This window comes from Streptomyces sp. NRRL S-920 (genome assembly GCF_000717945.1).
GTDB lineage: Bacteria > Actinomycetota > Actinomycetes > Streptomycetales > Streptomycetaceae > Streptomyces > Streptomyces alboniger.
The window spans coordinates 34,404-47,735 of record NZ_JODF01000042.1 but is presented as its reverse complement, the minus strand read 5'-3'; the positions used below and the strand labels follow the sequence as shown (position 1 = coordinate 47,735).

Here is a 13,332-nt window from a genome sequence, read left to right as displayed (position 1 = left end):
AGCCGCGGCCCGTACCCCGGTCGGCGGGGGTACGGGCCGTACCGGCGCACGCGCCGGTCAGGTGGTCGCGGGCTCCCTGGCCGCGGCGGCCGCCTGCATCGCGTGTTCGACGACGCCGATGAGGACGTCCTTGACGGACTCGCGGTCGCGCGCGTCGCACAACACGACGGGCACCGACTCGTCGAGGTCGAGCGCCTGGCGGACGGCGTCGGCGGGGTAACGGGAAGCGCCTTCGAAGCAGTTGACGCCCACCACGAAAGGTATGGAGCGCCGCTCGAAGTAGTCGACGGCGGCGAAGCAGTCCTCAAGGCGCCGGGTGTCGGCGAGGACCACGGCGCCGAGCGCCCCCGTCGCCAGTTCGTCCCAGAGGAACCAGAAGCGGTCCTGGCCGGGAGTGCCGAAGAGGTACAGGACCAGGTCCTCGCGCAGGGTGATGCGGCCGAAGTCCATCGCCACTGTGGTGGTGTGCTTGCCCGCGACGCCGCGGGTGTCGTCGAAGGGGCGCCCCGCCTCGCTGAGGGCCTCCTCCGTGCGCAGCGGCCTGATCTCGCTGACCGCGCCGACCAGGGTCGTCTTGCCGACGCCGAAGCCTCCCGCCACCAGGATCTTCAGCGTGACCGGCTCGACGGGGGCCTTGCCGCGCTCAGAACGCCTGAAGATCATCGCTCACTTCTCCTGGATCAGTACCTGCATCAGTGGTGTCGCGGGGGGCCGGTCCGTATCCGCCGCCGCCGGGGGTTTCGATCACGAGTACGTCGTCGGGGCCCAGGTCGGCCGAGTCGCTGCCGCCCAGCTCCGTCACGGTGCCGTCCGCTCGCTCCACCCGGCCCGCGCCGAGTGCGCCGGGGGCGCCGCCCGCCATGCCGTACGGCGGGACCCTGCGGTGCTGGGCCAGGGTCGACACCGTCATCGACTCACGGAAGCGGATGCGGCGCACTGCCCCGTCGCCGCCGCGCCACCTCCCGCTGCCGCCGCTGCCGCGCCGCACGGCGAACTCCTCCAGGATGACGGGCAGCCGCCACTCCAGGACCTCGGGGTCGGTGAGGCGCGAGTTGGTCATGTGGGTCTGTACGACGGATGCCCCCGCGAAGCCGTCGCCCGCTCCGGAGCCGGAGGCCACCGTCTCGTAGTACTGGTGACGGGCGTTGCCGAAGGTGACGTTGTTCATCGTGCCCGAGCCCTCGGCCTGCACGCCGAGGGCGGCGTAGAGCGCGCCCGTGATGGCCTGGGAGGTCTCCACGTTCCCCGCGACGACCGCCGCGGGCGGCTCGGGGGCGAGCAGGGAGCCGGGCGGCACGATGATGCGCAGGGGGCGCAAGCAGCCGTCGTTGAGCGGGATGTCGTCGTCGACAAGGGTGCGGAAGACGTACAGGACCGCCGCGTTGACGACCGCGAAGGGTGCGTTGAAGTTCGTGGCGAGCTGAGGGGACGTACCGGTGAAGTCGACGGTCGCGGAGCGTTCTTCGCGGTCCACGGTGACGCGGACGTGGAGGGTGGCACCCGAGTCGGTTTGATAAGCGAACTCGCCCTCTTCAAGGACGTCGATGACGCGGCGGACGGATTCTTCGGCGTTGTCCTGGACGTGTTTCATATACGCCTGGACGATGTCGAGTCCGAAGTTGTCGATCATCCGGGCGACTTCGTCGACGCCCTTCTGGTTGGCCGCGATCTGGGCGCGCAGGTCGGCGAGGTTGGTATCGGGGTTACGGGAGGGGTAGGGGGCGTCGGTGAGCAGGCGCCGGGTCTCGGCCTCGCGGAAGCGGCCCTCTTCTACAAGAAGCCAGTTGTCGAAGAGGATGCCCTCCTCGGCGACGGTGCGGCTGTCGGCGGGCATGGAGCCCGGGGCGATGCCGCCGATCTCGGCGTGGTGGCCGCGCGAGGCCACATAGAAGAGGATCTTCGGAGGTTTCGTCGTGGTGGCGTGCTCGAAGACCGGCGTGATGACCGTGACGTCGGGCAGGTGGGTGCCGCCGTGGTACGGGTCGTTGACGGCGTAGGTATCGCCGGGCCGCATAGCGCTGCCGCGGCGTTCGATGACCTCCTTCACGCTCGTGCCCATCGACCCCAGGTGGACGGGGATGTGCGGGGCGTTGGCGACGAGGTTGCCGTCGGGGTCGAACAGGGCGCACGAGAAGTCGAGCCGCTCCTTGATGTTCACCGACTGGGCGGTGGACTCCAGGCGGGCGCCCATCTGTTCGGCGATGGACATGAAGAGGTTGTTGAAGACTTCGAGGAGGACGGGGTCGGCGGCGGTGCTCGCGCTGGAACTCTCCGGCTCCGCGACACGATCCATGAGCAGGTGTCCGGTGTCCGTTGTGACCGCCTGCCAGCCGTCGTCCACGACGGTCGTCGCGCCTGCCTCGGTGATGATCGCGGGCCCGGTGACGATGTCCCCGGGGGGCAGTTGTTCGCGGCGGTGCAGGAGTACGTCGCGCCAGGCGCCCCCGGTGTGCAGCCGGACGCTCCGCGGGGCGCCGGCTGTCACCTGGCCGGCGAGGGTGGAGAGGTCGGGCGGCTCGGTGAGCCCGGTGGCCTCCACGGAGAGGGCCTCCACGACGACGGGGCGGTCCAGGGTGAAGGAGTAGGTGGCGCGGTGGCGGTCCTCGAAGGCGCGGATCATGGTGTCCGGCTCCGTGAGTTCCACGGTGAGGGCGGTGTCGGTGCCGTCATAGCGCAGTTGGGCGCGGCGCGTGACGCGTACGCGGTCGAGGGGCACGTCCTCGGCCAGGAGTTCGGCGCGTGCGGTGTTCTCCAGGTCGTCCGCGGTCTTGCGGATGTGCGGCATGGCGGCGGCGTCCAAGGGGGTTTCCACGGACTGTTCCCGCATCGACGTGATGTCGGCCAGGCCGATGCCGAGGGCGGAGAGGACGCCGGCCATCGGGGGGACGAGCACGGTTCTGATACCGAGCGAGTCGGCGACCATGCACGCGTGCTGGCCGCCCGCCCCGCCGAACGTGGTGAGGGCGTAGCGCGTGACGTCGTGGCCCTTCTGGACCGAGATGCGCTTGACGGCGCCCGCGATGTTGGCGACGGCGATGCTCAGATAGCCCTCGGCGACCTGCTCGGGCGTGCGCTCGTCACCCGTCGCGTCGTGGATCTCGCGGGCGAGGGCGGCGAAGCGGTCGCGTACGAGCGCCTCGTCCAGGGGCTGGTCACCGTCCGGGCCGAACACCGCGGGGAAGTGGGCGGGCTGGACACGGCCGAGGGCGATGTTGGCGTCGGTCACGGTGAGCGGGCCGCCGCCCCGGTAGCTCGCGGGGCCGGGATCGGCGCCCGCCGAGTCCGGCCCCACGCGGTAGCGGCTGCCGTCGAAGTGGAGCACGGAACCGCCGCCCGCGGCGACGGTGTGGATGTCCAGCATGGGGGCGCGCAGGCGGACCCCGGCGATCCGCGTGGTGAAGACGCGCTCGTACTCACCCGCGTAGTGCGAGACGTCCGTCGACGTGCCGCCCATGTCGAAGCCGATGACGCGGTCGAATCCGGCGAGCCGCGACATGCGGGCCATGCCGACGATGCCGCCTGCCGGGCCGGACAGGATGGCGTCCTTGCCGCGGAACTGGCCCGCTTCGGTGAGCCCGCCGTTCGACTGCATGAACAGGAGCCGTACGCCGTGGAGTTCATCGGCGACGTGCTGGACGTAGCGGCGCAGGACCGGCGAGAGATAGGCGTCCACGACCGCGGTGTCTCCGCGCGGGACGAGCTTCATGAGGGGGCTGACCTCGCTGGAGAGCGAGACCTGCGGGAAGCCGGTGCGGGTGGCGAGTTCGCCGATGGCCCGTTCGTGGGCGGGGTGGAGGTGGCTGTGCACGCAGACGACGGCCAGGGAGCGGATCCCGTCGTCGTACGCCTTCTGTAAGGCCCCGCTCAGGCCGTCCAGGTCGGGGGCGCGCAGGACCTCGCCGTCGGCGGTGACGCGCTCGTCGACCTCGATGACACGTTCGTAGAGGAGTTCGGGGAGGACGATCTCGCGGGCGAAGATCCGCGGCCGGTTCTGGTAGGCGATGCGCAGGGCGTCGCCGAAGCCGCGGGTGATGACCAGGGCGGTGGGCTCGCCCTTGCGCTCCAGGAGGGCGTTGGTGGCGACGGTGGTGCCCATGCGGACGGCGTCGACGGTCGCGTCCTCGGCGCCGCCCGTGCGGTCGAGCAGTTCGCGGATGCCCGCGACAGCCGCGTCGCGGTAGCGGCCCGGGTTGTCCGACAGGAGCTTGTGCGTGAGGAGCCGGCCGTCGGGGCCGCGCGCGACGATGTCCGTGAAGGTGCCGCCCCTGTCGACCCAGAACTGCCAGCCAGTCACGTCCACACTCCCGCTTCCGCGCTGTTCAGAGCGCCCGGAGGCCGCTGATCACGTCGCGCAGAATACTCTCGTCCGGTAGCTCGGCGGGGGGCACGGGACGCGTCACATGCACCAGTTCGTCGTCCACCAGGTCCCCGATGAGAACGCGGATCACGCCGATGGGCAGATCGAGTTCAGCCGCCAGTTCGGCGACGGATTGCGGCGTGTCGCGGCACAGCTCGACGATGTCGACGTGCTCCGGGGACAGCGTCTGGTCCGCGTCCGGGGCGTCGGCGGCCCCGGGCTCGGCGATGACGACCGCGATCAGGTCGAGGCGGTGCTGGGCGGGGCTGGTGGTGCGACCGCGCGTCATGGCGTACGGGCGCACCACGGGGCCTGCGTCGTCGTCGAACCAGCGGGGCGTCTCCTGTGGCCCCGCTGCCCCTGCCGTCCCGGGTGTCGCGGGTATCCCCCGCCGTGCCTGCGTCCTGTGCGTCCCTCGACCTTCGTCGCTCATGACCTCCCACTACCCTCCCGCGGGCAGGTCCGTGCGTGGTGCCGTACCCAGATGCACACCCACCCTCTTGACCAGCAGTGTCATCTCGTACGCCACGAGGCCGACATCGGAGTCGGCGTCGGACAGGACGGCGAGGCAGCTGCCGTCGCCCGCGGCCGTGACGAAGAGGAACGCGTCGTCCAGTTCGACCACGGTCTGGCGGACCCGGCCCGCCTCGAAGTGCCGGCCCACGCCCTTGGCGAGGCTGTGGAACCCGGAGGCGACGGCGGCGAGGTGCTCGCTGTCCTCCCTCGTCAGGTCCTTGGACACGCCGGTGGGCAGGCCGTCCCCGGAGAGTACGAGTGCCTTGCGGATGCTGGCGACGCGCTGCACCAGGTCGTCGAGGAGCCAGTTCAGCTCACCCTGCCCCCCGGTCGTGGCGGTGCGTGCGTCGGCCTTCGGTGCGGTCATCGACCGTTCCCCTCAGATGTCGTTCCTGGTGCTGTGCCGCCCGTGGCGTCGTCGCCCGCGGCGTTCTCGTCGCGGCCGCGCTGCCAGCCCCGCTGAAGCGAGGCCATGCGGCTGCGTACCTCGTCCGCGTCACGCTCCTCCGGCCGGCTCCCGGCACGGTCGGAGCGGCGGTCGGGGCCGTCCTTCAACTGGGGGGCGAGGCTGGCCTGCCGGACCCGGCGGGGCAGTCCGCCGCCCAGGGCGGTCGTGGTGGTGGTGGTGCGGTCGCGGCCGGCGTCCGCGGAGGGCGCCGGGGCGGGGCGGGGGCCGGGCACGGCTCCGGACGGAGTGGTGCGGCCCTGGCCGGTGCGGGCGGGATCGCGTTCCTGGCTGATGCCGTCCGGGGCGGTGCGGGCGGGGCCGCGTTCCTGGCCGATGCCGTCCGGGCCGGTGCGGGCGGGCCCGCGCCGTTGGCTGACGCGGTCCGGGGCGGCGCCGCCCTGGGGGCCTGTACGGCGGGTGCGGCGGGGCAGCTCCGGGGCCGCGTCGGCGGCGGTGACGTCCCGGTGCGGCGGGGACAGATCGGGCCAGCCGGAGCGCCTGCGGGGCTGTGTGGGCTCCGGAAACTCGTCCTCGGCCGCCGGGGCCAGGGGCCTGTCCTGCGACCTGGGGCGCGGCACGGGGCGGCCGTGCGAGCTGACCAGCTTGGGGGCCCCGCGGCGCGGCAGCGGCACGAGTCCGCCGGACCGGGCGTCCTCGGCCGGGTCGTCGTCGGGGCGGGCCTGCGGCGCGTCTCGGCGGGTGGGCTCGGCGCGGCCGGCCTCGCGGTCGTCGCGGGCCTGCTGGTGCTGCTCGCCGGGGGTGCCGGTGACGCGGCGGCGGGGGCGGAAGAGACCGCCCTGCTCGCTGTCGTCGTCGCCGAGCGCGCCGGGGAAGGCGTCGAGGTCGGCGAGGCCGACGGGCGCCTCCAGCTCCACGGGGCCGTCGAGCACGGAGGCGGGCAGTCCGGGCAGTTGCACGGGCACCTGGGCCAGGGCCGCCGCGCGGTCCGCCGCCTTGTCGGTGCGCACCGGGTGGTCCTTGCCCTGCTGCCGGTCGAGGCGGAAACCGACACCGCCGGTGTCGGGGACGTCGTCGGTGAGCAGGGCCTCGGGGATGAAGACGACGGCGGTCGTGCCGCCGTACGGAGAGGGTTGCAGGGAGACGCGGACCCGCTGGCGTTGCGCGAGCCTGCTGACGACGAAGAGGCCGAGCCTGTCGGTGTCGGACAGCTCGAACTCGGGGGTCTCCGCGAGCCGTAGGTTGGCGTCCAGGAGCGCGTCGGCGGCCATGCCGAGCCCCCGGTCGTGGATCTCCAGGGTGAAGCCGTTGGCGACGTGCTCACCCAGCACCTGCACGGCGGTGTGCGGGGGCGAGAACACCGTGGCGTTCTCCAGGAGTTCGGCCATCAGATGGGTGAGGTCGGCGACGGCGGGGCCGGTGACCGCGATGCGGGGCAGGCGGCGTACCTCGATGCGTTCGTAGTCCTCGACCTCGGCGACGGCGGCGCGTACGACGTCCATGAGCTGGACGGGCTTGCGCCACTGCCGCGAGGGGGCGGCTCCGGAGAGGATCACCAGGCCCTCGGCGTGCCGTCGCATGCGGGTGGTCAGGTGGTCGAGGCGGAAGAGGTCGGCCAGTTCGTCGGTGTCCTCGGTCCTGCGCTCCATGGTGTCCAGGAGCGTGAGCTGCTTGTGCAGCAGGACCTGGCTGCGGCGGGCGAGGTTGACGAAGACCTCGGAGACGCCGCGGCGCAGGTCGGCCTGTTTGACGGTGGCCTCGACCGCGGCGCGCTGGAGGGTGTTGAGGGCCTGCCCGACCTGCCCGATCTCGTCCTTGTCGTAGGTGAGCCGGGGCGCCTCGGTCTCCACGTCGACCTGTTCGCCGGCCGCCAGTCGGCGCAGTACGCCGGGCAGTCGGACGCCGGATGCCTCGTGGGCCTCGAGTCGCAGACGGCGCAGGTCGCGGATGAGGCCGCGTCCGATGCGTATGGACATGAAGAGGGAGACCAGCAGCGCGAGCAGGCCGAGGACGCCGGCCAGGACGGCGCGCACGATCACGTCGACGGCGGCCGGTTCGACGCGGTCCCTGAGGCGGTCGCTCGCTTCGACGTCGCGCTCGGCGAGCTGCTTGAGGACCCGGCCCGCGGTGTCGTTCCAGTGTCCGGACGTCACCGCGCGCGGGGTGCCGGGCGCGGACTCGATGACGTCCTTCTCCGCCCTGCGCAGCTGTGTGGTCTCGGCGCCGTTCCAATAGCGCTCGTAGCGGCCGCGGTCCTCCTCGGGCAGGGGCGCGAGGTTCACTTCGTACAGAAGGGTGCGCTGCGCCCTGAGTTCGGCGACCTGGCGGATCTCGGCCCGGGTGACGCGCCGTGCGACGAGCGCGGAGCCGAGCAGGGCGTCCTCGCGGGAGAGCAGTTCACGCGCGCGTGTCACGCCGACGAGTGCGCGGCCCTGCTCGTCGAGGTCCACGTCGTCGAGGCCCGCGAAGCCGTTGAGGGTGGTGAGGAGTACGAAGCAGGGGTCGATCAGCTTCGTGTACATCTTCAGGGCGCCGGCGCGGGTGATCGTGCCCTCCTCGACCGTGCGGCGCAGTGAGTCGATGCCGTCGAAGGCATCGAGGAGTGAGGTGAGGCGCTTGCGCGAGTTGCCGTCGACGCTGTCGCGGACGTCCGGGTCCCCGGCGTTCTTACGGACCTCGGCGATCATGTCGTCGGTCGCGTCGCGGCTGCGGCGCAGGGCCGCGAGGGCGTCGGATGCCCGGGGGTCGGCGAGGTAGACGAGGGTCTGGCGGCGCTCCTGCTGGACCACGCGGACGGTGTCCTCGATCGGGTAGCCGATCTTGTCCACGACGGTGGTGGCGTCGAGCAGTCTGCCGGCCTCGCGTCCGGTGATGACGGTGGCGAAACCCCAGATCGCGGTGAGGGAAACCAGCGGCACGAGCAGCAGCGCCACGATCTTCCGGCGGATGGACTTCCCGCGAAAGCGCATGGCCTCCCCCAGATCGGCCCCCTGCGGCCGTTGCACGGGCCAGGGGCACACATGTGCGTCAACAAACGGCGCGAGCCTACTACTGACCCATGGACAACTCGAAGGCCCAACCGAACGCTTTTCGGCCGTGACGCGAAAGAGACGCCCCTAGTTGTCCCTTCATTACGGGAGATTGCGTCCCAGCATGTGGCGCATGCACCCCGGCCCCATCACCCGTGCCGCATACGCCAGTTGGCCGGATCTCTTCGCTTCGAGGAAGCGGGACGGGAATCTTTCGGATCTCCCGTTCGTCGGTCGGGGTGAGGCGGTGAAGGCCCTCGGTCCAGGGGGCGCGCCGTGGGGCGGGCGGCATAAAGGGCGGTAAACCGGGCAGCCACAGGTGACGGGCAGCCGCAGGTGAGTTGGACAAAGGGTGTCCCCAGGGGGTGCCAGAGGGTGTTCGTGAACGGCCGCGGAGCGGCGGGGGAGTGACGAAATGATGGGCACGGCAGAGCGCCACAAGGCGTCAGGGAGCGGTGGGGCCGTCGAGGCAGCGGCGCGCGGTGTCGCGCCGCGGGAGGTCGGTGCCGTCCGGCGGGAGGCAGATGTCGCCCCGAGGGAGGTCGGTGTCAACCCGAGCAAGGAAGCGCGTCCGGAGCCCCGCCCGCCGCTGTGGATCGAGGAGCCCGCCCGGAGAAGGCGGTTGCCCGATCCCGTGCGGACGGCGGCCGTGCGGGCCGTGATCATCGTGGCCGTCACGCTGGTGCAGGCGATGGTCGCCTTCCTCACCGCGCTCGCGGGCTCCTGGCTCTCCTTCCCCATGGTGCTGAGCAGTGTGGCCAGTACGGTCGTGGCCACCTGGGGCGTGCTCGACGTATGGGTGACCCGCCAGGTGTGGAACCAACGACACGGAGTGGTGTCGATGCCGAGCAGCACGGCGCGCCGGCTGCGACGCGAGCGGCGCCGGGCCCGCCGTCTGGCGCGGGTGGCGGCGCGCGGCAAGGAACGTATACGGAGGCGGCCGGGGCAGTTGTCGCACTCCTAGGACACCCTGGCCGCATCCTCCCTGTACTCCGCCTGCCGTTCCGTCTCCCGCTCCCGTTCCGCCTCGCGCTCCCCTTCCTCGTCGCGCTCCCGTTCCGCCTCCCGGTCCGTGGCCGCGGCGGCCATGAGCGCCCTGCGCGCCTTCGTGAAGGGCCGGGTGCGATCGAGTGCGAGTACCGCGGTCGTGCGGCCCGCGCGCTCGTAGACGGCGAGGAAACCGTCCCCGTCCGAAGCGTCCGGAGAGCCCTCGACGACGCGTACGGTGTCGCCTTCGCGGCGCCGCCCGGCGAACTGGAGGCGTGAGCCGTACTGGTCCGACCAGAAGTACGGCAGCGGGCGCGCCGTCTCCACCGTGCGGCGCGCGAGCAAGTTCCCTACCGCCACACGGGGTTGTTCCGTAGCACTCGTCCAGTGCTCGGCGCGGACCCCGCCGACGCGGGCGACGTCGCCGACCGCGACGACCTGGGGCAGTGTGGTGACACAGCCCTCGTCGCACAGCACGCCGTCGTCCAGGGCGAGGGGAGAGCCCGTGAGCCAGCCGGTGTTGGGGGCCGCGCCGATGCCGACGACGACCACGTCGGCGGGCAACAGCCGGCTGTCGGACAGTTCAACGGCGGTGACGGCTCCCCCGCCGAGGGTGGTCGGGCCGGCGCCGCGCAGCGCGGCGACCTCGACGCCTGTCAGCAGCCGCGCCCCGCCCCGCGCGTGCAGTGCCGCGCACACGGATGCCATCTCGGCCCCGAGTTGGGCGGCGAGCGGTAGCGGCGCGGCCTCGACGACCGTGACGTCATGCCCGAGCGCCACGCACGAGGACGCGGTCTCGGCGCCGATGAAGCCACCGCCGATCACGACCACACGCCGCGGGCCATGGATGAGGTCTCGACGCAGCGCGCGGGCGTCGTCCAACGTGCGCAGCGTGTGCACGCCCGTGAGCGCGGGCCCCGGCAGGCGTCGCGCGAAGGCCCCGGTGGCGATCACCACGCCGTCGCTCGCCAGCGTCCGGCCGTTATCCAGGACTACCGTGCGGCCGCGCGCGTCGAGGGCACGCGCGCGGGTCCCCAGGATCCACTCGGCGTCGAGCTGCGCCGCCTCCTCGGTGTCGGACAGGGCGAGTTGGGGCTCGGCGCACTCGCCGGTGAGGAACCCCTTGGACAGGGGCGGCCGGTCGTACGGGTGGTGCGGCTCGGCGCCGACGACCACCAGGCGCCCGTCGAATCCCTGGGCGCGCAGTTCTCGTGCCGCGTACAGGCCGGCGAGCGAGGCACCGACCACGGTGACGGTCTTCATGCCGCCTGTGGTGACAGCCTTCACGCGGCGGATCCCTCCTCCGCGCAGGCGGCGGGGCCCTCCCCCGCGACCCCCTTCTCCGCGGTGGCCAGTCGCACGTGGATCACGCCGTCCTCGACGTATACCTGGTGGGTACGGACGGGCCTGCGCGCCGGAAGGCAGGTGGGGCGGCCGGTGCGGAGGTCGAACGAGGCGGCGTGGAGCGGGCATTCGATCAGGCAGCCCTCGAGCCACCCTTCCGACAGGGACGCGTCCTGGTGACTGCATGTGTCGTCGATGGCGAATAGCTCACCATCGACGTTGAACACCGCGACGGGCGGCGCGGTGTCGAGGCGGACGGACTCGCCCGCGGGAAGGTCTTCGAGGCGGCATACGGCGATCATGGGCCCCCCTCTGGTTCGTTCGGCCCGGTCCTCGCCCCTTCTGGGGCCAAGACCCTTCGATAACATGATGTTTCACATGGCGCACGAGGGAGCGCTATGCGCAACAGAATCCGGTCGGGGAGCCCGCCGCGTCAAGGGCTTCCCGCAGACGCGGCTTCAACCGGCCGCCAGGAGGCGAGAGTTGAGTTATGACCGGCACGCGGAAACAGGCTGATCAGAAGCGGAAGCAGGCTGATCGGAACAGGGAGCCGGGCGGCGGTCCACGCGAGAGGCAGCCGAAGACGGCCGCCGGCTCCGTCCAGTCCGTGGACCGCGCGGTGAGCGTTCTGGAGATCCTCGCGCGGCACGGCGAGGCGGGAGTGACCGAGATCGCCGACGAGTTGGGCGTCCACAAGTCGACGGCCTTCCGACTCCTCGGGGTGCTCGAGAACCGCGGCCTGGTGGGCCAGGCCAAGGATCGCGGGAAGTACTTCCTGGGTGCGGGCGTACTCCGCCTCGCGGGGGCGGCGGCAGTGCGCATGGACATCTCCCAGGAGGGCGGCCCGGTCTGCCGCGAACTCGCGGACGAGCTGGGCGAGACCGTCAACATCGCGGTCCTCGACGACGACGCCGCGGTCAACATCATGCAGGCGCGCGGCCCGGCCTCCGTGACCGCGCAGAACTGGCTCGGCAGGCGCACCCCGCTGCACGCCACATCCAGTGGGAAGGTGCTGCTCGCGCATCTGCCGACGACACTGCGCGAGGGCCTGATCGCCCGCACGCTGCCCCGCATGACCGAGCACACGGTCACCGGCACGGTGGCGCTGCGCGGCGAGCTGGAGACCGTCGTGGAGCGGGGCTTCGCCATCGCCGTCGAGGAGTTGGAGGTGGGGCTCGCCGCCGTCGCCGCGCCCGTGCGCGCGCACGACGGCAAGGTGATCGGGGCGCTCAGCGCGTCGGGGCCGGTGTACCGGCTGACCGAGGACCGCCTGACCGAGCTGGCCAAGCGCACGGTCGCGGCGTCGGTGGAGCTGTCCCGGCGGATGGGGTACGGCTTCTGACAGCGCGCTCTTCGCGAACCGCCGAGGGCGGGACCGGATTCCCCGGTCCCGCCCACGCGCGTACCGGCGAGCTTTCGCCACCCCCCCCCGCTGTTTCGCGAAGGGGCGCCCCCGTTGATTCGCGAAAGGTCGACCCCACTGTTTCGCGAAGGGTTAACTCCGCCCCCTTGACGGCCTCTTGATGGCGTTCCCACTATGTCTCTCATAGCGCAACCCATCGTGTAGTACGCAACAGCAGAGGAGTCTGGCCGTGCCCCACGAGGTCCGCGCCGTCGTCGCCATGAAGAAGGGCGCACCCGTCGAGGTGCAGACGATCGTCGTGCCAGATCCCGGTCCGGGAGAGGTGCGTGTCTCCGTACAGGCCTGCGGGGTCTGCCACACGGATCTGCACTACCGGGAGGGCGCCATCAACGACGACTTCCCGTTCCTGCTCGGCCATGAGGCGGCGGGCACCGTCGAGGCGGTCGGCGCGGACGTCGTCGATCTCGCCCCCGGCGACTACGTGGTGATCGCCTGGCGCGCGCCCTGCGGGTCCTGCCGTTCCTGTCTGCGCGGCCGCCCCTGGTACTGCTTCGACTCGCGCAACGCCACCCAGCCCATGACGCTCCTCGACGGCACGCCGCTGAGCCCCGCCCTCGGCATCGGCGCCTTCGCGGACGAGACGCTGGTCGCCGCGGGGCAGGCGGTGAAGGTCGACCCCGCGGCGCGCCCCGAGGCCGTGGGCCTGATCGGCTGCGGCGTGATGGCGGGGTACGGGGCCGCCGTGTACACCGGCGGGGTGGGACGCGGGGACACCGTCGCCGTGATCGGCTGCGGCGGCGTCGGCAACGCCGCGATCGCCGGGGCGTCCCTGGCCGGCGCGCGCCGCGTCATCGCCGTCGACATCGACGACGCGAAGCTGGACGGGGCGACCCGGTTCGGCGCCACGCACACCGTCAACTCCCGCGGAACCGAGCCCGTTTCGGCCGTCCGTGAGCTGACCGGCGGCCATGGGGTCGACGTCGCGATCGACGCGGTCGGCACCCCGTCGACGTACCAACAGGCCTTCTACATGCGCGATCACGCGGGCGTGCTGGTCCAGGTCGGGGTGCCCGATCCGCAGATGACGGTCGAGCTGCCGCTGATCGACCTCTTCTCGCGCGGCGGTGCCCTGAAGTCGTCCTGGTACGGGGACTGCCTGCCCACCCGGGACTTCCCGATCCTCGTCGACCAGTACCTCGACCGCCGTCTCGACCTGGGCGGCTTCGTCTCCGAGACGATCTTGCTGGACGAGGTGGAGGAGGCCTTCGCCCGGATGCGGCGCGGCGAGGTGCTGCGCTCGGTGGTGGTCCTGTGAGCCGCCCCGCCACTC

At 72.1% G+C, this 13,332-nt stretch carries 10 protein-coding genes; 3 read left to right on the top strand and 7 right to left on the bottom strand.

The window, feature by feature from the left end; genetic code table 11:
• Nucleotides 1–57 precede the first annotated feature (57 nt).
• The 5 genes from IG54_RS0126185 to IG54_RS0126165 are packed head-to-tail and all read right to left on the bottom strand — an operon-like array spanning nt 58 to nt 8,248.
• On the bottom strand, nt 58–663 hold the full coding sequence (locus tag IG54_RS0126185) for a GTP-binding protein (protein ID WP_030789321.1): 606 nt from the start codon (nt 661–663) through the stop codon (nt 58–60).
• On the bottom strand, nt 644–4,294 hold the full coding sequence (locus IG54_RS0126180; RefSeq protein ID WP_030789319.1) for a hydantoinase B/oxoprolinase family protein: 3,651 nt from the start codon (nt 4,292–4,294) through the stop codon (nt 644–646). Before IG54_RS0126180 ends, IG54_RS0126185 begins: the two co-directional genes overlap by 20 nt.
• 25 nt (nt 4,295–4,319) lie before the next feature.
• Nucleotides 4,320–4,790 carry a DUF742 domain-containing protein gene (locus IG54_RS0126175; protein ID WP_234336351.1) on the bottom strand — a complete coding sequence of 157 codons (471 nt, stop codon included), beginning with the start codon at nt 4,788–4,790 and terminating at the stop codon, nt 4,320–4,322.
• Nucleotides 4,791–4,799: 9 nt separating this feature from the next.
• The gene (locus IG54_RS0126170; protein WP_030789315.1) at nt 4,800–5,240 is read right to left on the bottom strand and encodes a roadblock/LC7 domain-containing protein; all 441 of its coding nucleotides are present in this window, start codon (nt 5,238–5,240) and stop codon (nt 4,800–4,802) included.
• A complete protein-coding gene (locus IG54_RS0126165; RefSeq protein ID WP_030789313.1) occupies nt 5,237–8,248 on the bottom strand; it encodes a nitrate- and nitrite sensing domain-containing protein in 3,012 nt (1,003 codons plus the stop codon). Before IG54_RS0126165 ends, IG54_RS0126170 begins: the two co-directional genes overlap by 4 nt.
• Nucleotides 8,249–8,726: 478 nt before the next feature.
• Between IG54_RS0126165 and IG54_RS0126160 the strand changes: the two genes are divergently transcribed.
• Nucleotides 8,727–9,272 (top strand): hypothetical protein, encoded by a 546-nt coding sequence (locus IG54_RS0126160; RefSeq protein WP_030789309.1) that lies wholly within the window; start codon nt 8,727–8,729, stop codon nt 9,270–9,272.
• On the opposite strand, the gene IG54_RS0126155 is transcribed toward IG54_RS0126160, so the two are convergent.
• Both IG54_RS0126155 and IG54_RS0126150 read right to left on the bottom strand, forming a co-directional pair.
• Nucleotides 9,269–10,558, bottom strand: coding sequence for an NAD(P)/FAD-dependent oxidoreductase (locus tag IG54_RS0126155; protein ID WP_078594523.1), 1,290 nt, complete (start codon nt 10,556–10,558; stop codon nt 9,269–9,271). The genes IG54_RS0126160 and IG54_RS0126155 overlap by 4 nt on opposite strands.
• A 20-nt stretch (nt 10,559–10,578) precedes the next feature.
• Nucleotides 10,579–10,941 (bottom strand): bifunctional 3-phenylpropionate/cinnamic acid dioxygenase ferredoxin subunit, encoded by a 363-nt coding sequence (locus tag IG54_RS0126150; RefSeq protein ID WP_030789302.1) that lies wholly within the window; start codon nt 10,939–10,941, stop codon nt 10,579–10,581.
• A gap of 188 nt (nt 10,942–11,129) precedes the next feature.
• On the opposite strand from IG54_RS0126150, the gene IG54_RS0126145 reads away from it, so the two are divergent.
• Both IG54_RS0126145 and IG54_RS0126140 read left to right on the top strand, forming a co-directional pair.
• Entirely contained in the window at nt 11,130–11,981 is an 852-nt protein-coding gene (locus IG54_RS0126145; protein WP_234336350.1) for an IclR family transcriptional regulator, read from the top strand.
• A gap of 250 nt (nt 11,982–12,231) precedes the next feature.
• Complete coding sequence (locus IG54_RS0126140) at nt 12,232–13,317, top strand: S-(hydroxymethyl)mycothiol dehydrogenase (protein ID WP_030789295.1); 1,086 nt, start codon at nt 12,232–12,234, stop codon at nt 13,315–13,317.
• The last annotated feature ends 15 nt before the right edge of the window (nt 13,318–13,332 follow it).